Source organism: Acinetobacter sp. CE-15, assembly GCF_051059255.1.
Classification (GTDB): domain Bacteria; phylum Pseudomonadota; class Gammaproteobacteria; order Pseudomonadales; family Moraxellaceae; genus Acinetobacter; species Acinetobacter guillouiae.
On the sequence record NZ_CP192737.1, the window covers coordinates 59,489 to 83,759 of the forward strand.

23 protein-coding genes are annotated in these 24,271 nt (G+C 37.9%); 9 read left to right on the forward strand and 14 right to left on the reverse strand.

Annotated features, from left to right (window positions below; translation table 11 throughout):
• Window positions 1-161: 161 nt before the first annotated feature.
• The 5 genes from ACQ7EO_RS00260 to ubiG form a co-directional block, all read right to left on the reverse strand.
• A complete protein-coding gene (locus tag ACQ7EO_RS00260) occupies window positions 162-563 on the reverse strand; it encodes an RcnB family protein (protein WP_434278661.1) in 402 nt (133 codons plus the stop codon).
• 281 nt (window positions 564-844) lie between these two features.
• Window positions 845-1,000 carry a hypothetical protein gene (locus tag ACQ7EO_RS00265; protein WP_167468963.1) on the reverse strand — a complete coding sequence of 52 codons (156 nt, stop codon included), beginning with the start codon at window positions 998-1,000 and terminating at the stop codon, window positions 845-847.
• Between the two features lie 215 nt (window positions 1,001-1,215).
• Entirely contained in the window at window positions 1,216-1,962 is a 747-nt protein-coding gene (locus tag ACQ7EO_RS00270) for a YciK family oxidoreductase (RefSeq protein ID WP_004723535.1), read from the reverse strand.
• Between the two features lie 261 nt (window positions 1,963-2,223).
• Window positions 2,224-2,898 carry an HAD family hydrolase gene (locus ACQ7EO_RS00275; protein WP_166782866.1) on the reverse strand — a complete coding sequence of 225 codons (675 nt, stop codon included), beginning with the start codon at window positions 2,896-2,898 and terminating at the stop codon, window positions 2,224-2,226.
• Window positions 2,895-3,608, reverse strand: coding sequence for a bifunctional 2-polyprenyl-6-hydroxyphenol methylase/3-demethylubiquinol 3-O-methyltransferase UbiG (ubiG, locus tag ACQ7EO_RS00280; protein WP_004723533.1), 714 nt, complete (start codon window positions 3,606-3,608; stop codon window positions 2,895-2,897). Before ubiG ends, ACQ7EO_RS00275 begins: the two co-directional genes overlap by 4 nt.
• 229 nt (window positions 3,609-3,837) lie before the next feature.
• Here ubiG and ACQ7EO_RS00285 point away from each other — a divergent pair, with 229 nt between their 5' ends.
• Complete coding sequence (locus tag ACQ7EO_RS00285) at window positions 3,838-4,455, forward strand: thiol:disulfide interchange protein DsbA/DsbL (RefSeq protein ID WP_004723532.1); 618 nt, start codon at window positions 3,838-3,840, stop codon at window positions 4,453-4,455.
• 80 nt (window positions 4,456-4,535) lie between these two features.
• On the opposite strand, the gene ACQ7EO_RS00290 is transcribed toward ACQ7EO_RS00285, so the two are convergent.
• Window positions 4,536-5,180, reverse strand: coding sequence for a TetR family transcriptional regulator (locus tag ACQ7EO_RS00290; protein WP_056518244.1), 645 nt, complete (start codon window positions 5,178-5,180; stop codon window positions 4,536-4,538).
• 173 nt (window positions 5,181-5,353) lie between these two features.
• On the opposite strand from ACQ7EO_RS00290, the gene ACQ7EO_RS00295 reads away from it, so the two are divergent.
• The 6 genes from ACQ7EO_RS00295 (at window position 5,354) to ACQ7EO_RS00320 (ending at window position 11,662) form a co-directional block, all read left to right on the forward strand.
• Window positions 5,354-6,376, forward strand: a complete 1,023-nt coding sequence (locus tag ACQ7EO_RS00295; RefSeq protein ID WP_224964463.1) for a ferredoxin reductase — start codon at window positions 5,354-5,356, stop codon at window positions 6,374-6,376.
• A gap of 119 nt (window positions 6,377-6,495) precedes the next feature.
• Window positions 6,496-7,635, forward strand: a complete 1,140-nt coding sequence (locus tag ACQ7EO_RS00300) for a fatty acid desaturase family protein (RefSeq protein WP_004723529.1) — start codon at window positions 6,496-6,498, stop codon at window positions 7,633-7,635.
• Between the two features lie 365 nt (window positions 7,636-8,000).
• A complete protein-coding gene (gene rph / locus ACQ7EO_RS00305) occupies window positions 8,001-8,717 on the forward strand; it encodes a ribonuclease PH (protein ID WP_004723527.1) in 717 nt (238 codons plus the stop codon).
• Between the two features lie 220 nt (window positions 8,718-8,937).
• Window positions 8,938-9,066, forward strand: a complete 129-nt coding sequence (locus ACQ7EO_RS00310) for a hypothetical protein (RefSeq protein ID WP_262087376.1) — start codon at window positions 8,938-8,940, stop codon at window positions 9,064-9,066.
• Window positions 9,067-9,086: 20 nt separating this feature from the next.
• On the forward strand, window positions 9,087-11,267 hold the full coding sequence (locus ACQ7EO_RS00315; protein WP_419373104.1) for a phosphocholine-specific phospholipase C: 2,181 nt from the start codon (window positions 9,087-9,089) through the stop codon (window positions 11,265-11,267).
• 230 nt (window positions 11,268-11,497) lie between these two features.
• Entirely contained in the window at window positions 11,498-11,662 is a 165-nt protein-coding gene (locus ACQ7EO_RS00320; protein WP_004723523.1) for a hypothetical protein, read from the forward strand.
• Between the two features lie 14 nt (window positions 11,663-11,676).
• Here the strand turns inward: ACQ7EO_RS00320 and ACQ7EO_RS00325 are convergent, their stop codons facing one another.
• The 3 genes from ACQ7EO_RS00325 to nadC form a co-directional block, all read right to left on the reverse strand.
• A complete protein-coding gene (locus ACQ7EO_RS00325; RefSeq protein ID WP_434278662.1) occupies window positions 11,677-13,554 on the reverse strand; it encodes an LTA synthase family protein in 1,878 nt (625 codons plus the stop codon).
• Between the two features lie 172 nt (window positions 13,555-13,726).
• Complete coding sequence (locus ACQ7EO_RS00330; protein WP_333664530.1) at window positions 13,727-14,890, reverse strand: YfaP family protein; 1,164 nt, start codon at window positions 14,888-14,890, stop codon at window positions 13,727-13,729.
• Between the two features lie 151 nt (window positions 14,891-15,041).
• On the reverse strand, window positions 15,042-15,887 hold the full coding sequence (nadC, locus tag ACQ7EO_RS00335; protein ID WP_434278663.1) for a carboxylating nicotinate-nucleotide diphosphorylase: 846 nt from the start codon (window positions 15,885-15,887) through the stop codon (window positions 15,042-15,044).
• A 154-nt stretch (window positions 15,888-16,041) separates the two neighbouring features.
• Here nadC and ampD point away from each other — a divergent pair, with 154 nt between their 5' ends.
• Both ampD and murJ read left to right on the forward strand, forming a co-directional pair.
• Window positions 16,042-16,629: a 1,6-anhydro-N-acetylmuramyl-L-alanine amidase AmpD gene (gene ampD / locus ACQ7EO_RS00340; protein ID WP_434278664.1), complete on the forward strand. Its 588-nt coding sequence runs from the start codon at window positions 16,042-16,044 to the stop codon at window positions 16,627-16,629.
• Between the two features lie 74 nt (window positions 16,630-16,703).
• Window positions 16,704-18,254 (forward strand): murein biosynthesis integral membrane protein MurJ, encoded by a 1,551-nt coding sequence (gene murJ, locus ACQ7EO_RS00345; RefSeq protein WP_171066951.1) that lies wholly within the window; start codon window positions 16,704-16,706, stop codon window positions 18,252-18,254.
• Window positions 18,255-18,518: 264 nt separating this feature from the next.
• Here the strand turns inward: murJ and ACQ7EO_RS00350 are convergent, their stop codons facing one another.
• From ACQ7EO_RS00350 to ACQ7EO_RS00370, 5 genes are all read right to left on the reverse strand, one after another.
• Window positions 18,519-19,208 carry an FKBP-type peptidyl-prolyl cis-trans isomerase gene (locus ACQ7EO_RS00350; protein ID WP_434278665.1) on the reverse strand — a complete coding sequence of 230 codons (690 nt, stop codon included), beginning with the start codon at window positions 19,206-19,208 and terminating at the stop codon, window positions 18,519-18,521.
• A gap of 46 nt (window positions 19,209-19,254) precedes the next feature.
• Window positions 19,255-19,962: an FKBP-type peptidyl-prolyl cis-trans isomerase gene (locus tag ACQ7EO_RS00355; protein ID WP_004723516.1), complete on the reverse strand. Its 708-nt coding sequence runs from the start codon at window positions 19,960-19,962 to the stop codon at window positions 19,255-19,257.
• A 191-nt stretch (window positions 19,963-20,153) separates the two neighbouring features.
• Window positions 20,154-22,349, reverse strand: coding sequence for a polysaccharide biosynthesis tyrosine autokinase (locus tag ACQ7EO_RS00360; protein ID WP_434278666.1), 2,196 nt, complete (start codon window positions 22,347-22,349; stop codon window positions 20,154-20,156).
• 21 nt (window positions 22,350-22,370) lie between these two features.
• Entirely contained in the window at window positions 22,371-22,799 is a 429-nt protein-coding gene (locus ACQ7EO_RS00365; protein ID WP_434278667.1) for a low molecular weight protein-tyrosine-phosphatase, read from the reverse strand.
• A 1-nt stretch (window position 22,800) separates the two neighbouring features.
• Window positions 22,801-23,901 carry a polysaccharide biosynthesis/export family protein gene (locus ACQ7EO_RS00370; protein WP_434278668.1) on the reverse strand — a complete coding sequence of 367 codons (1,101 nt, stop codon included), beginning with the start codon at window positions 23,899-23,901 and terminating at the stop codon, window positions 22,801-22,803.
• Between the last annotated feature and the right edge of the window lie 370 nt (window positions 23,902-24,271).

The following is a 24,271-nucleotide window of genomic DNA, read 5'->3' on the forward strand; positions in this document are numbered from 1 at the left end:
CAATTTAAGTTAAGATAAAAAATGGAGAAATATCATCTAATTGTCAATTTTATGGAGGTTTCTAGCGTTTTTTTAAAACAGATTGTAAAAGCTGAAATTTAGACAAAAAAAAGCTCAAACAAAAAGGTGTTTGAGCCTATGAAACCAAAATATTAAAAAAACTACATTCCTCGGATATTCACAATATTATTATTGTCTGAGTCGACCAAGATATAGTCATTGTTAATCTTATACCACTGTTGATTACGTGAAGGTTTTGGAAGATTTTCGTCTTTATAATCAACTTTATAACTATTACCACGATAATGTTGTGGCATTACATAACCCATTTGCCATTTGTGCTGTTGCAAACGTTTTACACCACGTTCTTCACGTTCACGACGTTGTTCTTGAATGTTGTCATCGTCATTACCACGATCACGATGATTGCGTCCACGATCTCCACGGTCACTTTTGCCACGATCAAAACCATTGTCATCGTCAAAATGAGGACCTGCACTGCTGATCTGAGCCGTCAACAGCATTGATAAAGAGATGGCGATGATCGCTAAAATCTTTTTCATAATCGTCCTCGCTTATTCAATATGTTTATTTTGACCTCACTACTGTACTGCTAAATTGCAGAGAAACTGTGAAGAAAGTTCAGTTTTTCATTTAAAATGACAGACATAATAAAAACATATTTATGTAAAAGTGAAAAGGGTTATTGCAAAGCTTTGAGCTGTAATGCATCGCAGCAAATTTTTTTTAGCGGAATATGTGACTAAAAAATGTAAATATTTATGAAAATAAACTTGTATGCAGGCTTAGAGAGATGACCCCGCTATAAATTGAGCCTGAATGATTAATACCACTGCTGATTCATCTGCTTTAAACAATTGATTGCTTTGATCATCTCTTTAGCTTGATGGGCATCATCTAAGGCCTGAATAAACTGATTTGGGAGCTGTAATTGTTCGATAGAACGAATCATCTCTACTTTATGTTTTAAATCTTTCATAAAAAAACGCCTCAAATGGATCTGCTTAACTTGAGTAACACTATAGAGGAAGCGTTATTATTTAAGAAACTGAATAAAGTTATAGTTTTTATTGGGTAAAGCGATTTTGATGTGGGCTTTTATTAAATTTTTATTTTCACTCTGTGATCAATATTTTAAATGACAGGATCTCTTATGATTTTCTCCACGCTTCGAAAAGCGCGGAGAAACAGACCCTAATCTTGTGCGTCGATACTCTCACCATTCAACGCAAGGCTATCATCTCCCATGAGGTAGAGATAAGCAGGCATGATGGCTTCAGGTGATGGTAAAACTTTTGGATCTTCATCAGGATAAGCTTTGGCACGCATAGCGGTACGGGTCCCACCTGGGTTGATACAATTATATCGAATATTTGGATAAGTATTTTCTTTAGCAAATATTTTACTGACCGCTTCAATCGCAATCTTTGAAACCGAGTAAGCGCCCCATTGCGCACGTGCTTCACGTCCTACACCAGAGCTGGCGAAAACAACTGATGCATTTTCTGATTTTTCCAGTAAAGGCAGTAATTCTTGGGTGAGCACAAAGGGTGCACGTAAATTCACCGCCATCACATCATCCCAAACCTCTTCTGGATAATGTGCCAACTCAACACGCTCTCCTAAGATTCCGGCATTATGCAAAATACCATCTAAGCGGCCAAATTGTTGCTCTAGAGTATCGACAAGCAGTTCATAGTCACGTGAAGAGGCAGTAGAAAGCTGCAAAGGAAGAATGGCAGGTTGCGGGGCACCAAGTGATTCAATTTCATCATAAATGACTTCAAGTTTATTGAGCGTGCGACCATGTAACACGACTGTTGCGCCGTGTAAGGCGTAGCTGAGCGCAGCTGCACGTCCAATACCGTCTCCCGCACCCGTAATAAGGATAATTTTATCCTTCAATAAATCTGGGCGAGGTTGATATTCTGAATACTTCATGGGAGACCTCCTATAGTTGTTATGATGTCATTTAGGCTTTGGACGCAATGTCGTTACCCGATCAAACAATGTTTCTCATCATTTAGAATGATTAAATTTTATATGTCTTACTTTACACTGTTGGAAAAGAACTGCTTCTCGTAAAGCGAGCCGAAGTGCCAACAGAGCTATCTTCTATATAAAAACATTGAAACATCATATTCAAGATGTTTCAGTGTTATTTATCATGTTGTTGGGTAAATTGAATGATTTTCTTGGACTTTAACTATTCACAAGTTTTCGAATAACTTGATGTAATTCATCGACATTCTCTACGATACAGTCGGCTTGCCAAGCATTTAAATCATCTTTGTACTGTAATGGTAAATAACCATATGCTGCGAGGATTGTATACATTTGCGCATTACGTCCTGCATCAATATCGCGCGGATGATCACCCACATAAATACATTGTTCAGGTGCAATCTCAATTTGCTTTGCTGCCAGATACATTGGCTCAGGATCTGGTTTGGTCTGAGCGACATCTTCAGGACAGACCAGAACAGCGCAACGTTGTGTGAGGTTCAATGCGTTCAATAATGATTCACTTAACCAACGTGGTTTATTGGTCACAATACCCCAAGGGATCTGTTGGCTTTCTAACTCTGCCAAAAGTGGATACATACCAGCAAACAGGTCTGTGTCTACAGCAATGTCATCACCATACTGATCTAAAAAGCGTTGGCGATGTGCTAGAAAGACTGGATCATCTACTTCAAGCTCTGGATAAACCAGTTTTACCATTGCGCGTGCACCCTCAGAAACCTGAGTGCGGATCAAATCCGCATCAACCACTGCGCGTCCTTCTTCTCGACACATATTTTGAATAATACGGATAAAATCCGCAGCCGTATCAATCAGTGTTCCGTCTAAATCAAAAAGAACAGCTTGCATCAAACACCTTCATTCACAGTATAAACCATGTAATTCACATCAACATTGGGCGCAAGCCAGTAATGCTTTGTGAGTGGGTTGTAGTGTAAGCCAGTCATATCTTTAAGTTTTAAACCTGAGTTACGAATGTCATCTGCAAGTTCAGACGGTTTAATAAATTTATGATAATCATGGGTGCCTTTTTTCAATAAACGTAATACATATTCCGCACCAATAATTGCGAATAAATAAGACTTAGGATTACGGTTAATTGTTGAGAAAAACACATGACCATTTGGTTTAACTAACTTTTGACACGCTTGGATGATGGATGCTGGGTCAGGAACATGTTCTAGCATTTCCATACATGTAACAATATCGTATTGTCCTGCTTGCTCTTCTGCGAGTTGTTCCACAGGAACCTGGCGATATTCAATATTTTGAACATTTTCCTGTTCAGCGTGTAAGCGAGCCACATTCAATGGCGCTGCCCCCATATCGATACCTAAAACATCGGCACCACGACGCGCCATACTTTCAGCCAAAATCCCGCCGCCACAGCCCACATCAAGAATCTTTTTGCCTGTAAGACCATTGGCATGTTCATCAACCCAGTTTAAACGCAGTGGATTGATTTGATGTAAAGGTCTGAACTCAGAGTGTTGATCCCACCATAAAGCAGCAAGTGCTTCAAATTTAGCAATTTCCTGTGGATCAACATTAAGTTGCGACATGCCGGGCACCTCTAAGTAAATTGTTTTAATCAAAAATTAAGTTCAGTTATGCTAGTGTTTGTTAACACTTCGTCTATTTATGAAATATCAACAGACCCTAGTGTAACCATAAATCCAGAAAAAGCGATGAATCGTGTAAAAAACTTCACAGAAGGAAAACGATTTTCCCATATTTGTTTTATAGTGAATGCATAAGCTATACGAGATGACTACGAGGACAATAAAGTCAATGAAAAAATTTATTTTAGGTGGCATGACTGCCATGGTGATGGCGTTTTCTGTAAATGCCATGGCTGCCGATTTTGTTGCAGGTAAAGATTATACCGTGGTGCAAAACCCAGGAAAAGTTTCAGTTCCGGGTAAAATTGAAGTACGTGAGTTTTTTTGGTATGGATGCCCTCACTGCTTTACATTAGAACCGCATATGCAAGCGTGGTTAAAGAAGATCCCTAAAGATGTTAACTTTATCCGTACACCTGCAGCTATGAATCCATTATGGGAACAAGGTGCTCGTGCATATTATGTGAGTGAAGCATTGGGTGTACGTAAACGTACGCATTTGCCTTTATTCCATACCAATCATGCAGGTAATCAGCAAGTTCTACAAAAAGATGCTTTTGCTAAATTCTTTACTCAGTACGGTGTGCCTGAGGCGAAATTTAACAGTATGTATAGTTCTTTTGCGATCACTGCAAAAATTGCTGAATCAAACCAATTGGCACAACAGTACCAGCTTTCAGGGGTGCCTGCTGTTGTGGTAAATGGTAAATATGTGGTTCAAGGTGAAGATGGTAAAGTGACGCAAGTTGTTGACTATCTGATCAATAAAGAACGTAAAGCCAAATAAGCTTTGCTGTTTTTAAAACCCGCAATTGAATTGCGGGTTTTTTTATTGCTGGTGATATACAGACGAGTTTGGGAAATAAATTAAGCTCTATCTCGGTCCCAATTTTCGATGCCTTTAAAAATTAAGCGGATTTGCGTCACCGATTGTTTTTTAAGGACCATTTTTTGTAACTCAAGTTCGATGCCTGAGTATTGGCGAGATAAGTTAATCCATGACATTGCCCAAGTAAAAGATAAATTAATCAAAATATTGGTGATCACTTTTAAATCATTTTCATCATGAAAATTTGCGATAACTTCAAACTTCTTTAACGCGTTGGCAAGGTCATCGTTTAGGAAGTCAATTTCACGGGCGATGGCTTTACGCACAACTTCTGAACCACCCCAACGTTCCGCGATCATAAAAATCCATTGTTGCGAACTGCTGTCTACAGCCTCAAAAAACAGTGCCATGCTGGTTTTGGTTTTCGCTTCAGGATGCGCTAGGCCTTTGCCTAATTGATGTAGGACATTCTTTAAATAAAGCGCAACTTGATCCACCAGCTCTTTGCCCAACTCATCCATATCTTGGAAATGGCGATAAAACGCTGTCGGAACCAAACCAACTTCACGGGCAACTTCTCGCAAACTGATACTCGAAAATGAACGACCCGATGTGCTTAAGGTTAAAGCAGCATCAAGTAAAGCCTGACGGCTTTGCTGTTTTCGTTCATCGCGTATCGACATTCTGGTATCCAAAGATTTTTGTTGTGATGAGTCTATCAAAAATAAAAACAAATTAAACGACGAATGTCAGTGTACAGGTGTTGACTGATTTAAAAAATGATTATAGTGTACATATGTTCACTAAAAGAACGTTTGTTCACTCAATAAATAGCAAGCACAAAGAGGAACGTCACATGAGTAGCTATATGCAGTATCAGCCAGAATGGGTTCGTGAGGATTTTGTCGATTTTATCGCTGAAAAAATCAATCCTGTTTGGGCTTGGAAAAAGGTAAAAGCCACGATTATTAAAACTCGTGCATTAAGCCCTGATTTTTATCAAATTCAATTACGTCCAAATCGTAATTTTAAGCATCATCAGTTTAAAGCGGGACAATCTGTTCTTGTAACTGTTGAAATTGCGGGTGTGCGTCAACAACGTAGTTACTCTGTGGTTAAATTTTTGAATAATGGCGATATGATCATTGCTGTAAAACAGCAGGGTAAAGTCTCCAATGCACTGAGCCAAATGGCTTTTGGTAGCATTGTTGAGTTGTCACAAGCTCAAGGTGATTTTGTTTTAGCTCAAGACGCGTCACCATTGTTATTGATTGCGTCAGGCAGTGGAATTACCGCAATCCATTCTTTGTTGCTTGAAGCACTTAAAGATTCAAATCGTCCAATTGATTTAATTTATTTTAGTCGTGATGAGGCTTTTCATGCAGATCTAGAGCAGCTTTATCAGCAACACGCATTGTTAAATTATCACTATATTCACACCGCTCAACAAAAGCAGCATTTAACCATCGAGTTATTGGAAAGTTTGGTTCCTGATTTCCAACAGCGTCAAAGCTATGCGTGTGGTGCAAGTGCAATGATGCAAAGCATCAATCAAATTTTTCAAGATTTGAATATCACAGATCGTTTGAAACAAGAGTATTTCCAGATTGCGGTAGATGAAAGCCTAGAAGCACAACCGATTGTTTTTTTACGCTCACAACAAGAGTTTGCTGCGAAATCAAACCTACTTGAAAGTGCTGAACAAGCGGGATTAAAGCCAACTCATGGTTGTCGTATGGGGATTTGTAATACCTGTACCTGTACCAAAGTGAGTGGTTCGACTAAAAATATGCTGACAGGTGAAATTGACCATGCTTCAAATACACAGATCAAATTGTGTATCAGCCAAGCGATAAGCCCTGTGGTCATTAATCTGTAAATTAAAGCAATCATTTCAATAAATTTAAACAACTTCTCGGTCTGTTGAACCTAGGCGTAGGAAGTTGTACCCAAAATTCAGCTAAGGCTTCTAAAAATGAAGTGCTGAGGAGCAAGACAATGAATATGTCAGTTACTTTTCCAAACAGTAAATCGAAACATTTAAACCCAGAACAAACCGCAGAGTTTGGTCGCCGTGTTGATGAAATCCGTCGTGAAATCATGGACAGTTTAGGTGAACAAGATGCCAAGTATATTTATAAAATCCGTAATTTTGTCCGTTATAGTGAAATTGCTTCACGTGCTATGTTGATGTTTGGCGGATGGATTCCACCTGTTTGGGTGGTGGGTACGGGATTGCTGGGAATTTCCAAAATCGTAGAAAATATGGAGCTGGGTCATAATGTTATGCATGGTCAATTCGATTGGTTAAATGACCCAAGTTTGAATGGTGCAAACTACGACTGGGATACCATGGCAACAGGTGATGATTGGAAATACACACATAATTATGTGCATCACACCTATACTAATATTGTGGGTAAAGATCATGATGTGGGTTATGGTTTACTCCGTGTTAGTGAATCACAAAAATGGGAACCGCGCTTTTTGTTTAATATCCCTTTAGCGATTCAATTGATGGTGTTTTTTGAATGGTATGTTGGCTTACAAAATCTACATTTGGAAGATGCGCTGATCTATAAAACAAAAACTTGGAAACAGGTCTGGGCAGATGCGGCAAAATTTCGTAAAAAAGCCCGCCGTCAAATTCTAAAAGATTATGTGTTTTTTCCTGTGATTGCAGGCCCCAATGCTTTGCCAGTGTTAGCTGGGAATGCCATTGCCAATGTGATCCGCAGTTTGTGGTCTTCAGCGGTAATCTTTAATGGTCATTTCACTGAAGATGCAGAGACTTTTGAAGCAGATAATGTGGAAAATGAAACCCGTGCTGAATGGTATTTACGTCAGATTCGTGGTTCTAGTAATTTTACTGGAACAGACTGGTTGCATATTTTGAGTGGGAATTTAAGTCATCAGATTGAACATCATTTGTTCCCTGATATGCCAGCCAATCGTTATTCAGAAGCTGCTCCAAAAATTAGAGCTTTATGTGCAGAATATGGCATCAATTATAATGAAGCAGATTTCCTGAAACAATTTGGCAGTGTATGGGTGCGTTTAGCCAAATGCTCTTTGCCAAATAGTCTGACAGCAACCATTACTCAGTCTTTACAAAAGTTGAAGGGTATTTTTGCTTAAACAAAGTTTTTGCGATGTGTAAGCATTGGTGTTGCTAAGGTGTTTATCTCGCTTCATTCAACTGGTGCAATAGCTGTTGAAAATAGATCCTCAATTGTTGTTAGAAGAACCTTATTGAGTTAAATAAGGTTCTTCTATTGCTTTTAATGCGATGTTTTAGATTCAGTGATTTTTAATTTTTTGGCTAAATTTCGAAAATTTTAAAACGTGGTTTGTATATCTATCTTTTTGTATAGACGTTTATTTAAGTCACCACATATAGATTTAGCGAGCAATTTCAAAAACCACCATCTTGTAACAAAACCATCTCTCTTGGATCTGTTATAATAAGTCGCAATATTTTTTGAATCCCATAAGGACAAGCTATGCGTATCGACCAACGTGCATTAGATCAATTACGTGAAGTTAAAATTACCCGTAACTACACCCGTTATGCGGAAGGTTCAGTATTGGTTGAATTTGGTCATACAAAAGTGCTGTGTACTGCAAGTATTGACAATTCAGTGCCACGTTTCTTAAAGGGTCAGGGCCAAGGTTGGGTGACTGCGGAATACGGTATGTTGCCACGTTCTACCCATACACGTAGCGACCGTGAAGCTGCTCGCGGTAAGCAATCTGGTCGTACTCAAGAAATTCAACGTTTGATTGGTCGTAGCTTACGTGCAATGGTGGATTTGAAAAAATTGGGTGAAAACACCATTACCATCGACTGCGATGTGATTCAGGCAGATGGTGGTACACGTACTGCTGCAATTACGGGTGCTGCGGTTGCATTAATTGATGCTATGAATGTACTTCTTGAGAAAAAGAAAATTAAGCATGATCCATTAAAAGGGCTTGTTGCTGCGATTTCTGTCGGCATGTATCAAGATGAAGTATTGCTTGATCTTTGCTATGAAGAAGATTCTAACTGTCAAACAGACTTGAATGTGGTGATGACTCAAGCAGGTGAGTTTATTGAAATTCAAGGGACTGCAGAAGAAAAACCATTTACACGCGCTCAGTCCAATGCAATGCTTGAAATGGCTGAAAAAGGTATTCAGGAATTGGTAAAAAAACAACAAGAAGCGCTTGGTTGGTAATTCTAAAATATTGATATATTTTTATAAACAAAACGCATCTTCGGATGCGTTTTTTATTGCATAAAATTGTTTTAACCTAAGTTGCTTATTTTTTAAATTAAAACAAATATTTGATATTCATCGTTTTTTAAAAAATATTCATCAAACTGCCATAAAAACTTCACTCTAGCGTCATAGCAGTTGTATTGACTATCCCTACCTTTATTTCATGGATAGGACAATGCGAAATTTTTTGCTGATTTTAGTGACCAGTCTGAGTGTCTTACTCAGTGCTTGTAATGATGATAATGAAAGCTCAACGACGAATCCACAGCCACCCGCTGCTTGTAAAGTACATTGCGCACCATAATAAAAAATAAGGAAATAGAGATGAACCGTCGTGATTTTTTAGTCAATTCAACAAAAACAATATTTGGTACAGCCGCTTTAGCCAGCTTTCCAGCCAGCATCCAAAAAGCTTTAGCCATTGACGCCAAAGTCGAAACAGGCACGATTAAAGATGTAAAACATGTCATCATTTTGACGCAAGAAAATCGCTCGTTTGATAATTATTTTGGAACGTTAAAGGGTGTTCGTGGGTTTGGTGATCGTTTTACGATTCCGCTATCCGACAACCGTAAGATTTGGGAACAATACGATAAAGATAAGAATAAAATCTTTCCCTATCATTTAGACAGCACGCGTGGCAATGCACAACGTGTTAGCGGTACGCCACACTCATGGACAGATGGGCAATTTGCTTGGAACCATGGGCGTATGGGCAATTGGGTACAGTATAAACAACCCCAATCTATGGGATATTACAAACAAAAAGAAGTTGAATTTCAGTTCTCACTTGCCAACGCCTTTACCCTGTGTGATGCATATCATTGTGCAATGCATACAGGAACCAATTCGAATCGTATGTTCTTATGGGCAGGTTCAAACGGTCCGAAAGCTGCGGGTGTTGCCAGTGTCGTAAATGACTTGGACAGTATTGGTGCATCAAGCACAGGCTATGATTGGACAACCTATCCTGAGCGCCTACAACAAGCGGGTGTGACGTGGAAAGTTTATCAAAATATGCCAGATAACTTTACCGACAATCCTTTGGCTGGCTTTAAACAATATCGCCGTGCCAATGAGTTGTCTGGTAAACCTGTAAACAATGACAGCACGTGTCCTGCTTATGATCCAGCCATTGATGCAACACAACCGTTGTATAAAGGGATTGCCAATACGATGCCTGATGGTGGATTTCTTGCTTCATTTAAAGATGATATTGCCAAAGGTCAATTACCTCAAGTCAGTTGGATGGTTGCACCTGCGGCCTATAGTGAGCATCCAGGACCATCAAGCCCTGTACAAGGTGCTTGGTATATTCAGGAAGTTTTAAACGCTTTAACGGAAAACCCTGCAATTTGGAGCCAAACGGTTTTATTGGTCAACTTTGATGAAAATGATGGCTTTTTTGACCACGTTCCATCACCAAGTGCACCTTCAAAAGACGCTTCAGGTGTGATGCAAGGTAAAACCACTTTGAGTGATGAACAAATCTCATATGAATACGCTACGCATCCTAAAGCTTCAGCAGGACAACCTAACTTTACTGATCCTAAAGTCAGTAATGGTGTGGGAGTCTATGGTCCAGGAATACGCGTACCTATGTATGTGATTTCTCCCTGGAGCCGTGGTGGTTGGGTAAATTCACAGGTTTTTGATCATTCGTCTGTTATTCGTTTCTTAGAGCAACGTTTTGGCGTGCAAGAACCGAATATTAGTCCATATCGCCGTGCTGTATGTGGTGATTTAACAACAGCTTTTGACTTTAAAAATCCAAATACCACAGCTATTTCGGACTTGATGGGTAAAAAAACCAAGAATGATGCAGATGCGATTCGTAATGCGCAAGCGCTATTGCCGCCGGTTTCCCGTCCTTTAAGTCAGGTCTATCCTGTTCAAGAGTTAGGAACACGATTGTCTCGGGCATTGCCTTATATTTTACATAGTAGTGCGAAAGTTGATGTGGCAACAAAAACGGTGAAGTTAATGTTCTCCAATACAGGAACACACGCTGCAGTTTTCCATGTTTATGACAAATTGAATTTAGATGCGATTCCTCGTCGTTATATGGTTGAAGCAGGTAAGCAATTGGACGATGTATGGAAAGCTTCAAATGGACTATATGATTTATGGGTGTTGGGTCCAAATGGCTTCCATCGTGGCTTTGCAGGTGATTTAGCCAAGTCTGCACAAATAGAGGCATTGCCAGAAGTGCGTGTATGTGTTGAAGAATGTGATCCTAAACTCTATTTAAAAGTTCGTAATGACGCTACGAAAACAGCAAAATTGACAGTGAAAGCCAATGCTTATCTACCCAATAAGACATGGAATATCGAAACGGCTTCTACAGAAAAGGAGTTGAATTGGAATATGTCTGATTTCGGTGGTTGGTATGATTTTACTGTAACAATAGAGGGCGATAGCACCTTTAAACGTCGTTTTGCTGGGCGTATTGAAACGGGTAAAGATTCATTTTCTGACCCTTATATGGGATTTATAGAATCTTAATTTTAAATAGCTGAATTTTTATAATTTAAATAAGGTGCGAATTGCACCTTATTTTTAGTTGATAGAAGGCCACATAATTTGCGCAAACTTACATGATTAAGATTCCAATCATCTATTTACGTCAATAGATACATAAATCAGCTGAAATCCCTTGTTTCGTATACAGACTCTACAAATCTTTTCATCAACCGATATTTAGAATATTTCAAACTTTAGCAAATGGCAGGCTTATGAAAATACTCATTGTTCTATTCGCAGTGATTACCTTTGTATTGATGGCTGGAGATCCACGCCGTGAAGATTTCGAAAGCAAAGAATTTGACGCAAAAAATAATGAACCGCAACAACATGCTGAACAGCAGCATGATCAAGAAGACTCTGGAGAACCTTCTTGATCATTTGGGCAGGACTAGCTTTCAGCTTTAGATTTTAACATCTGATAAGTGAAATTCTTACCATTTAACACATCCATATTCATGTCTTTATACTGTTGTAGAATCTCAGCTTGATTAAATTCACAAGATTTTTGCGTTTGTGTGCCTGTTTGATGAACAGTGCTATAACAAGAACCCACCTTATTCACAAAAGCATAGTAAGGTGAAAGGGGAATATGCGCAGCTTCTAATACTTTGGGTGCTAAGAAATGTGCTGCCACAAAAGGCCCTTTAAATTGCTTTTGATCAATGGGGAAATTTGCCCAAACTGCAAGCGGTGTTTCAAAGAAGCGCACATCTTTTTTCTCAGCTTTTTCTTGCGCTGATTTAAAGAAGCCATACTCATCGTAAACGCTTTGTAAGTTGGGTAAATGGTCACCAAAGAAAATCACAATTGTTGGGCGATCAAGCTGTTTAACATGCTCAATCAGGGTTTTAAATTTATCGTCAGCACGTTGCATACCCGTTAAATAAGTATTCAGCGCGCGTTTACTGTTCTCACTCACACCATCTTTGGTGATTTTAAAATGGTCTTTACCAAAGCGATCATCACTGTACATTGGATGATTTTCAACACTGATCGCATAGATAAATTGCGGTTTATCAGTGTTTTTAAGCTGATTTTCAATGCTGTTATAAATCAAATCATCAGTAGCCCAACCCGCAGCATTGATATATTTGGCGCGGTCAGCCATGTTGATCATATTTTCAATTGAAGTAAAACGGTTAAAACCTAGATTTTGATAAACTGCGCTACGGTTATAAAAATATTTGCCGTTGTTATGCATTGCAGTTGTTTCATAACCCAATGTATTTAAATACATCGGTAATGAATAAGTTGGACGTTTTAATTTTGATACATAAGCCAGTTCATTATGATTTAAATAGGTATTTAGACTGGTTAACACTTCAAACTCAACGTTAGCAGTTCCTCCACCAAAACTTGGAGACAATAAGCTAGAAACCTGATTTTTATTAATCGTTGGGGTGATGTTAGGTGGAATGCTTTTGTCTAATTTTCTGGCATCCCAATGCGACTCGCTCATCACAAAAACGATATTTGGCAATAACTTTTGTTGTGACGGATCATCTGATGCTAGATTCGCTGTAGATTCTTCATCATGTTCAACCGCCATCGGTTGATAAAAAGCAGCAACTTTTTCTTCAGGAATAACTTGTGTTTGGAAAATTTTATTGTTTAAGCCATCTACGGTTTTGGAAAAGAAGAAGGTCGAAAAACCTAAGTATTTAATGGTTAGATGATCACCAATCCAGTCACCACGGGTATTGGGTAAATATTTTGCATATTGGCAAATTGAATTTTTTGCTGCATTGGCACAAGCTTCACTAAAATTATTTTTAAAATTCGCAGTGATAAAGAAACCAAGGATGGCAAAAGATAAAATGCTGTTTGTCAGGAGAAGAGGCTTCGTCCCTAATTTTTCTTTTTTATAGAGAAATACAAATAGTCCAATAAACACCACAATTGCTGCAAAGACTGCAATTTTGAGCATGATTGGAGAGGCGATAAAGGTTTCTTTAAATAATAAAAAATCACTAGGAACTAAACTTGCAGAAAGATATTGCTCTTTCTTGATATTGATAAAGCTCAGTAAAAAAATAATAAATTGACTAAGTAAAATGGTCGCAAAGGTTTTTCTTAGGATTAAATAAAATAAACTAATAAAGGCGTAGTTTAAGAGAATTGAAAAGCCATATTTATACAGACGTGGTTTTAGATAGATGTCACGTAATTGAAAGAAACGCGTGATATCTTCTTGATATAAGAAAAAAGCAAATACAGATAAAAAAGCGACAAGTAAAAACAAAACTTGTTGTTTCAAAGTCTTCATTGGCCTAATTACAGGAATGTATTGGAAGCCAAAGATTATAGGCTTATTCAGACGGCTTTTCTATGTAAAAACTGCTTGTTTTGTAAGCAAAATTAAAACTAATCAATAAAAAATAGCAAACTAAAGCATCAACGTTGCCCAAAGAATGTAGATATCCTTTGGGCAATTTTTTTTACTGGCTTACACGTTGTATCGCTTCATCATAAGTCGCGCTTGGTTTGTATTGATTGGCCAATTGGTAATGTTGCTTAGCTTGGGCATAATCTTGATTATTTTCATAGATTTTACCCATATTATAGTGAGAATAAGCTTTGGTATTGTTATTGGTTGCCAAAGCAATGGCTTTTTGATTTGCCCATAAAGCTTCTGAGGAACGATTGAGCTTTTGATAAGCAACAGCAAGATTACTATAGGTCTGGCCAACATTTGGATTGTAGTCGATAGACTGTTGATAGAGCATTGCAGCTTGTTCAATCTGGTTGTTTTGATAGGCTTTATCCGCACTTAAATTAAGTGTCTTGGCTCGTTTTTGCGCATCTGCTGAGACAGGAACGATATTTACCCGAGTGGTTTGATTTTGATAATTTGATACTGTTGAACCCACTTGGCTTGCGTTAACTGTGGTTCCTGAAATACGATTGATGTCTTGAATTTCACCTTCAGGGCTAATGCGGAATACAGTCCATAGATTACCCGTTTGACCAGTCGGAATATAATAAGAACGAATCAGTGATTCACCTGCATAGACCATGACTTTGGCTTGGCTATTGGATAAATTGGTCGTAGTTGGTTGAGTCCGATCAGAATAGTCATGTACTGAATACACATAATATTGACCTTCTAAACGTTTATCAATCGTGACGGTTTCAGGACCATAAGAGTCGGTGTCATCCACATCCAGATTTGCAGCCAAACCTTGTTTACTGTCCCAATATACATGCTGATTTTTATAACTTAAGTGTGAATCGAGATCTAAAGGATTTTGCCCCCAATTCAGTACAATTCGCATACTGTTGAGATCTTTGAGTACAGGACTTAAGGCGTAGGTCATGCCATCACATGGACATTTTGCAACCAGTGTTGAATAACCTGATTTTTTGATAATCAGTAAATTATCTGAACTGTCTATAGTATTACTATTGACTGAGGCTCGGCCGCTTGTATTGGTAGAACTTGAAGCAGAGCGCTCACCATTTTTTTGCAAAATCACTTCAGCATTGGCAATATTTTGATCTTTCACTGTTGCACTTAACACATGCACATTGACGGTGCCTGCATGGCTCAAGATCGGAATAATGGATGCGAATAGTGATGAATATAAAATATGTTTTTTCATTGTTTATCTCTTTTGTTGATGCACATAATTTGATTGTTATTTAGAAGGTCTTTTGCATAAAATTAGCTGATTATTTATTGACTCATCGTTATATTTTGTAATAAAAAAGCAGTATATAGATACTGCTTTATGACCGAATATGATTGAGTGATTAGTCATTAAAACGCATAGATAAATCAATCGCTTTAACATCTTTGGTTAATACACCCATCGAAATATAGTCAACACCTGTTTGTGCAACTTGACTTAAATTCTCAAGGGTTATATTCCCAGAAGCTTCTAATTTACAACGCCCTGCAACATGTTTAACTGCATCAATCATTTGTTGTTGGCTAAAATTATCTAGCATGACGATATCTGCTTTGGCTTTAAGTGCTTGATTCAGTTCATCCCATGTTTCAACTTCGACTTCAACAGGCTTACCTGGTGCGATTTGATGCGCTTTGGCAATTGCTTGAGCGATGCCACCGGCAGCCATGATGTGATTTTCTTTGATTAAGAATGCATCGAATAAACCTAGGCGATGGTTTTGCCCGCCACCTACAGCAACTGCGTATTTTTGTGCAATCCGTAAACCCGGCAAAGTTTTACGTGTATCTAATAATTTGGTTGGTGTACCTTCAAGATATTTTACATATTCAGCCGTTTTGGTTGCGACTGCCGACAGGGTTTGCACAAAGTTTAATGCAGGACGCTCAACAGTCAGCAAGCTACGCGCAGAACCTGCCAATTTATAAATAGTTTCATTGGCTTTGACCCAGTCTCCATCATTTTTAAGCCAAGTAATCTGTACGCTTGGATCATAAGCCTTGATCAGAGCATCGACCCAAGGTTGTCCCGCCAAGACCATATCTTCACGCGAAATGATCGTGGCTGTCGCTTGCTCATCTTCTGGTGTGAGTAGGGCAGTAATATCAGCATCGCCAATATCTTCTTGGAGTGCTTGTTGAATATTAATTTGAATAGATTGTTCAAGCAAAGATTCAGGTATGCTCATGGATATCCCTATTTTAGTCACCCTTAAAAACTGAGCGATATATTAGCACTGTCGTTGCAAGTTTGAAGAAGTTTTTATTTTATACAGATAAGAGTACACTAAAATATTGAGAATCAGCTTTATTGAAAATAGAAAAATTCTGTAGGAATAAGATATGCAATCTGCACCACAGTTTCAGGTCGTAAATGGTCAATTGATTGGCGCAAGACAAGTCCCATCACCCAACTATAATCAACGTCCTGAAAATACAGAGATTCAGCTGATTGTGATTCACAATATTAGTTTGCCACCGTCACAATTTGGTGGCGGTTATATTGAACAGTTTTTTCAAAATCAACTGGATTGGTCAGTCCATCCTTATTTTCAAACCATTGAGGGTATGCAGGTTTCTGCACATTTATTGATTTTAAGAACTGGTGAAATTATCCAGTTTGTTAATTTTAATGATCGGGCTTGGCATGCTGGACGTTCAGCTTATCTGGGTAAAGTTGAGTGTAATGACTATTCAATTGGGATTGAACTTGAAGGAAGTGATGATCGCGATTTTGAAGCGATCCAATATCAACAACTGGTTGATGTGGTTGCCATTTTGCAACACGCTTATCCAAAAACTGATCATCATTTAACAGGACATTCTAATATTGCATCAGGACGAAAAACTGATCCTGGACCACATTTTCAATGGCAGCAGTTTAGAGAAAGTTTGAATCAGAAAAAATTAAAAGTAGAACAAGCAAAGTAAATAAGTGTCTGTTTATGATTTAACAACGCAATTTTAAGAATATTTAATTACAATAGCGACTTTATTTTAACTAGGTGAATACGATGGCGCTGTGGCGATCCACCTTTATTGTCAGTGCAATGACCATGTTGTCACGAGTCTTGGGCTTAGTCAGAGATATGGTTTTGCTCAATGTGTTTGGGGCAGGTAAGGATTTTGACACCTTTGTGGTCGCTTTTCGTATTCCCAATTTTTTCAGGCGTTTATTTGCAGAAGGGGCTTTTTCACAAGCCTTTATTCCCGTACTCACTGAATATAAAACTACAAAACTGCATGCGGAAGTACAGATTCTCATTAGTCGTGTGTTTGGCTGCCTGTTAATGGTGATGTCACTGTTAACTTTGATCAGTATGATCATTGCACCTGTGATCTTGTATGTCTATGCACCCGGTTTTCATAACGATCCCGCAAAATTTGATTTGGCTGTAGATATGTTTCGTTTAACGATTCCCTATCTGATGTTTATGTCATTGACTGCATTTGCCAGCAGTATTTTGAATAGTTATGGTTCTTTTGCTTCGCCAGCGTTTTCGCCTGTATTACTCAACGTGGCAATGATTGCTGGTGCTTGGTGGTTAGCCCCGCATATGGCTCAACCGATCATGGCTTTAGGATGGGCTGTGGTTGCAGCAGGGGTTTTACAACTTGCCATTCAAATACCTGAATTATGGAATAAAAAATTACTGATTCCACCTAAAGTTGATTTTAAACATGAGGGTGTAGATCGAATTTTAAAACTGATGTTGCCCGCTTTATTTGGTGTATCAGTCACTCAGATTAACTTATTACTAAATACAATTTGGGCGTCATTCATGCAAGATGGTTCGGTGTCATGGTTATATAGTGCCGAACGCATGACCGAGTTACCTCTTGGATTGATTGGTGTTGCCATTGGTACCGTGATTCTTCCGTCTCTTTCCGTAAGTAAAGCAGAACAAGATCAGGCCAAGTTCCGTAGAATGCTGGATTGGGCTGCTCGTGTGATTGTCTTGGTGGGTGTGCCAGCCAGTATTGCTTTGTTCATGTTATCTACCCCGATCATTCAAGCGCTTTTCCAGCATGGCGCTTTTGATGCACGTGATACACAAATGACCGCTATGGCGCTGCAATGTATGAGTGGTGGTGTACTGGCATTTATGTTGATTAAAGTCTTTGCACCAGGTTTTTATGCCATTCAGGACACCAAAACACCTGTACGTGTCGGCTTAATGGCGGTTGCAGCAAATGCGATTTTAAACATTATCTTTATTGGTATTTTTAAATTGATTGATTGGCAAGCTGAGCATATGGCCTTAGCCATTGCTTCTTCAGGCTCAGCTTTGGTCAATGCAGGGATGTTATATTTTTATTTACATAAGAAAAATATTTTCCGTTTTGGTGCGCACTGGAAAAAATTATTCGTTCAATTTGCCATAGCCAATATCGTGATGATTGGTGCGCTATGGTTTGCTTTAAATTGGTATGATGGTGCAGCTTCGCAATGGCTTCGAATTCTTGAGGTTGTCGGATTATGTTTGGTCGGTATTGTGGCTTATGGTGTTGCACTGCTTGCTGCAGGATTTAGACCAAGACATTTAAAGCACTAAATTAAGACCAATCAATAGAATATAAATGAGATAGCTTTTACTTTGAGCATCATTCGTTCATAAGTGATGTATCTAGCGCATGGCGGCAAGGATGTCGCCATAGCGTGTGGGATAGAATTTAAATTCTAAATAATAAAATACGGTACTGTAAGTTTGACCAAGGGATGAATTTACGTCTATGAAATGCGATAAGATTTTATTAGAGCATAAAAAAACATCGCAATTGAGCGATGTTTTTATTTTAAAAGCTATTTCACATTTAACTTAAGGTAAAACTTTTAATAGTTCTACATCAAAGATTAATGTGCTGTTTGGGCCAATCGCATCACCCGCACCAATCTCACCATAGGCAAGTTTCGCTGGAATAAAGAAACGATATTTCGCGCCCTCTTTCATCAGTTGCAAACCTTCAGTCCAACCTTGAATCACTTGGCTAACTTGAAATTCTACCGCTTCATTTCGTGCAAAAGAACTGTCAAATACAGTACCATCAAGTAAACGGCCTTCATAGTTTACAGAGACTTTAGATTTCGCAGAGGGTGATTTCCCAGTACCTTGTTGTAAAACACTATACTGCAAACCACTTGGGCGAGTAATTACACCTGTTTTCTTCGCATTTTCTACAAGAAAATTTTCACCTTGTTTGGCATTTACATCTGCAGCTTGTTTAAACTCTAGCATTTGTTTTGCTTCGGTTTGCTGTTTATATTGTGCAAGTGCTTTTGCCATTTCTTCATCAGTTAAGCTTGCTTTCTGACCTGTAGAGCCTTCTTTGATCCCTTGGATAAAGGCATTTAAATTAATTTGTTTTAAGGTATCGGCATTGGTACGTCCCATGACATAACCATAGCTATAACCCAGTTGATCTTGTTGGGAGCTTTTATTGTTAATCGGTGCTGAGAAAGCTGCGCTACTCAGCATACTAAGACTAAGCACAATAAGTGTTTTTTTCATAATTAAAATCCAAAAAAGGAGAGTAAATCTCTCCTTTTCTTAAATGTTATTTAACTTTAACAAGTTCAACATCAAAAATTAAAGTGCTGTTTGGAGGAATCGTACCAGGAACACCTTGTTCACCATAAGCCAATTTTGCAGGGATATATAAGGTTGCTTTACCGCCTTCCTTCATGAGCTGTAAACCTTCAGTCCAACCTGGAATCACTTGGTTTAAAGGGAACTCAACCGGTTGACCACGATCATATGAACTGTCGAATACCTTGCCATCTAACAACTGACCTTTGTAATGTACCGTAACTTGTGAAGTAGCAGCAGGCTGTTTACCTGTACCTTCTTTGGTGATTTTATATTGCAATCCTGAAGCTGTTGTTTTAACACCTTCTTTTTTCGCATTTTCAGCTAAGAATGAGTCATTTGATGAAGCTGTTTCTTTGCTTTGTTGTAATTGCTTTTGTTGCATTTCTTTTTGGAAGTCAACATACGCAGCTTGTAATTCTTCATCTGTATAGGCACGTTGTTTTTTAGCATGGCCGTCACGAATACCACTGATAAATGTATTCACATCGACTTCAGGTGGGGTTTGGCTCGCAACTTCATAACCAAGTGCATAACTAATTTTTTCTACAGGTTTAGCATTTTTTGACATTGAGTGACTGTTTACATCAGCAGGATGTTGAGATGCATAATAAACAGGTACAAGTGCAGCACCACCTAAGATTACAGCAATTGCGATGGGTAAGGCTTTACTCATAAAAATTTCCAAATTTTAATCTTTTAAGAGGCTAATTTGATCATTAGCATAATCTGCTCAAGCATATAACTTCTTCATCATAAACGATATAGTTATCTGATGGCGACAACTAAAAATATACAGTTAAATTGATCAAAAAATTGACACAAAAAAGCCAGATTTAATCTGGCTTTTCTGTTACTCATTTGATATCAGTCATCTTTTGATGCGGTGTAGGCATAAGCATAATTATAGCCATAATTACCTCCAGCAGTTGCTTGAACATCATTGAGAATAATACCATTCACTTTGCTTCCCGCCTGTTCAAAGCGATTGATGGTTAATTCGAGTTCTTTCATCTGTGTTTTTGCATATCGTGCAACCACAAGATTTACACCTGCAAATTGAGAAATGATGATGCCATCAGTTACTGCTAAGATAGGCGGTGTATCGATAATAATATGATCATATTGCTGGGAAAGCTGTTCCAATAATTCGCTAAGACGATCTGAACTAAGCATTTCAGCAGCATGACTATGGTTTTTACCGCGTGGCAGAAAATCTAAATGATTTACAGTATTTGAATGAACAATGCATTGCTCAAGCGAACTTTGACCTGCTAAATACTCAGTTAAACCTGGTGAAGTGTCATGACTAAAATATTTATGTAAATAACCTCTGCGTATATCGGCATCAATCAACAAAACTTTCTTATTCCCTTGTGCAAAAATTGCGGCAAGATTGGTCGAAATAAAAGATTTACCAATTTCTGGAGCAGGTCCTGAAATCGCAATAATATTATTTTTTGCATTATTTAAAGCAAAGTGAATCGTGGTACGAATACTACGCAAGCTTTCAATCGCAATATCTTCACTATTTTTAGCCGCAAGAATCGGAATTGACTTTTTCTTTTTCAGTAACTGTACACGACTTTCTTGAATCGGAGAGCGAGGCACAGTAGCATACACAGGTAGATCAAGTTCATTTTCAATTCGGCTTGAATCTTTAATCCCTGATGAAAGCATATTACGGAGTAATGCAATCATTACTCCAATAAAGCCACCTAGAAAAATGGAAAGAATTAACACAATCAATTTTCTTGGCTTAATCGGCTTAACAGGTTCTACTGCAGTATCAATGATACGAACATTACCGATTTCACCTGCTTTGACAATTTTTAATTGCTGGTAACTGTTTAATAGAGAGGTATAGAGTTCGGTATTGACTTTAACATCGCGATAGAGTTGTAAATATAAGCGTTGAGTTTCAGGTAAACGTCTAATGGCTTGGTTAAGTTCCGTAGATTTTTTATCAATTGCCGCGAGTTGCGCATTGATCTCTGTCATGAGTGGGTGATCAGGGGTATATTTAGCAGAATATTCAGCTTGTTTTTGTTTTAACTCTATTCGCATTTTCTCCAATTCAATATTTTGCTTTAACATCAGCTCTGATTCTTGAGTGACATCCACAGTATTATATTGTTCGCGGAATTTATTGAATTTAATCTCGGATTCTTCAAGCTGCAGTTTTAGTTCTGGCAATTGTTGGTCGAGAAAACTTAAGGTTTGTTTAGACTCTAAGCTTTTACGTTCAATATTCTGTTCATGATAAACACTCAGAATATTGTTGAGAACCTGAGTAATATGCTGCTGATCATTTCCGTTATAACTGAGGCCTATGACACCTGTCATTTTTCCTTTTTCAGCCACAGAATAATTTGTTTGAATTAATTTAACAGCTGAAGGGAGAGAAAGTTTAGTGATGGTAAAGTCTTGTTGAAATGGATTGAGACTATTAATTTGAACCGACCATAATCCCTTATTGTCTTGAGATTGGTTGAGCCGATTGAGCGTGCCTTGAAATACAACTTGGTCTTTATAAGCTAAACTAAATTGCTTCTTATCTATAAATTTTAAAGTGAGTTTTTTATCATAATAATATTCTGGAATATCTAGCTTTAAAATAGAAAAATTAGACTGATTTTTTTGAAAATCAACTGCTTGGGCGCTATAACTAAGTTTAGATTTTTCTTTGGACACTAATTTATGAAAGAAAGTATCTACATTGTCTTGAATCTGAATATTTAAGTTCAAATTCTGAATCACTTTACCAAGTACAAGTCGCGAATTTAAGATTTCTATTTCAGCATCAGCTGGTGATTTTTGCCCCAAACCTCCTGCAACATCTTTGAGTTCCCCCATAAGGGCCGCAGAGGCAGCACTTTTACCATCTTCAACCTGAACCATTGCATCTGTAGAATAGAGGGGTGATGTTACACGTAAATAAAGTAAGGCACAGATTAAAGTTAAAATGACACAAAGCGCAATCACTTTCCATTGAGCGATTAAAGAGAAAAATAACTCTTTTAAGTCAATCGTATCATCATTAGTTTTTGAATTTTGGTTCATAGGTAAACAACTAATTAAAATTTATAGATGTGATTGCCAATCATTGGCATAAGCTTGGATATTTTTACATGTTTCATCAAAAAAAGCTTGATCATGTTTGTATGGGTCAGGCACATTTTGATCTTGCCAGTGTCCTAAACGGAAAACCTTGCCTTTGGCAAAGGGCCATTTCTGCTCAATATGTTGTGATTGGTTTTTGCTCATCACTAGAACAAGATCGGCCTTTTTGATCAACTCTGCATTTATTTGTCGTGCAATATGGGAACGCATATCAATATTTAGGGCATCCATACAAGCAATGGCTTTATTATCAGCTGAATGACCGACCATCGCAGCAAGCCCTGCGGATTCTATTTTTAGATCAGGATGGCTTTGTTTTAAAAAAAATTCTGCCATTGGACTACGACAAATATTGCCAACACAAACCACTAATATGTTTTGAATCTGCATCCTATTTACCCAATTGATCAAAGCTATATAGAGCACTTGAGAACGGAATTACTTGATTCATAATACGTTGCCAGCGGGTTAAACCTGTTGCATCAATATAGACGATATCATTTTTTTGCATCGCAAATTGATTGGCTAAAGCCAAATTTCCTAAACTACTTAAGTTAAGATGATAAATTGTAGACTGCTTGGTGCTAAGGTCAGTACGCATCACATAAATACGTGCAGCACTTGCTGAAGTAGGGTTAATTCCTTCACTTTCACCAAGTACATCACTCAGGGTCATACCTTGATCTCGTAATGTGAGGGCTTGACTGCGACTGGATTCACCCATGACATAGAGTTTTTGATCTTGTTTAGTATTGACGAAAATGGTGTCATTGGGTTGGATTAATAATTGATGCAGGGACAATCCTTGTTTTTCTAACTGAATGGTATTCAGGTTATAGGTTTGTCCGTTTCTGATCAGCTGAATATTGGTGGTATCACCAGTTTTAGTGTCTACACCACCCGCCTGACCCAACGCAGTATAAATACTGATCGGTTGGTCATTTAAGGTATACTGCCCACTGCGCATAACTTGACCATTGACAAAATAACGACGTCCTTCATAAGACAGTACTCGAACCACAACATCAGGATGCTTTAGATATTTAGCAAATTGATTATGTAAAAAACGATTAGTTTCGGCTAAAGTTTTACCTGCAATATGCACTGAACCCACTAAAGGTAATTGAACATTACCATTTGGATCAATGGGGTAACCAACAGCTTTAATATTGGTTGCATCTTGGATTGGTGGGGTAATTTCAGGATACGCCCAAAGCTGAATTGAAAGAACATCACCAGCGCTTAAACGATAAATATTTTGTGAGCTGTTGAATAACGATACAAGATTATCTGAACTTAATTGGCTAGTTGTATTTAGATTTGGAATATTATTTTGATTCAGTTGTACAACGGAAAGTTCAGCACCTTGATCAGTTCTATATTGACCTTGTTCAGGCAGATCATAGGTTTGAAGTCCTGAAGTGATCGCACAACCAGAAAACGAAATCGAAATCGCTAAAATTGTAAACAGTGATGTGTACGGATACTTCACATTCAAAACCCTTATTTTATATTGCGTTGTTGCTTAGAATCTAATCTTGAAAGCGAATTGTAAGCTAAAAAAGTCAGGTTGGGTATCTTATTGTTAAGGGGTAATTGTATTAAAACCGAAAAAGAAGTGTGTTGACTTGTATCTATTCAATGATTTTGTAATTTAAAAAGAATAAAGTAATTCATTAGGAATTTGAACGGTGATGAAAGTCAAAATTATTTGGCTTTGTTTGATGCCGTTTAATATATAATTTTAGCTTGAGTTTGGATATAATCTTTTAGTATGAAAATGGATAGAAATCATCCTTATGTAAAAAAGATTTTGGTGTTTTGATGAGCTTGTTATTGGAACATTTTAACTATTAGATTTA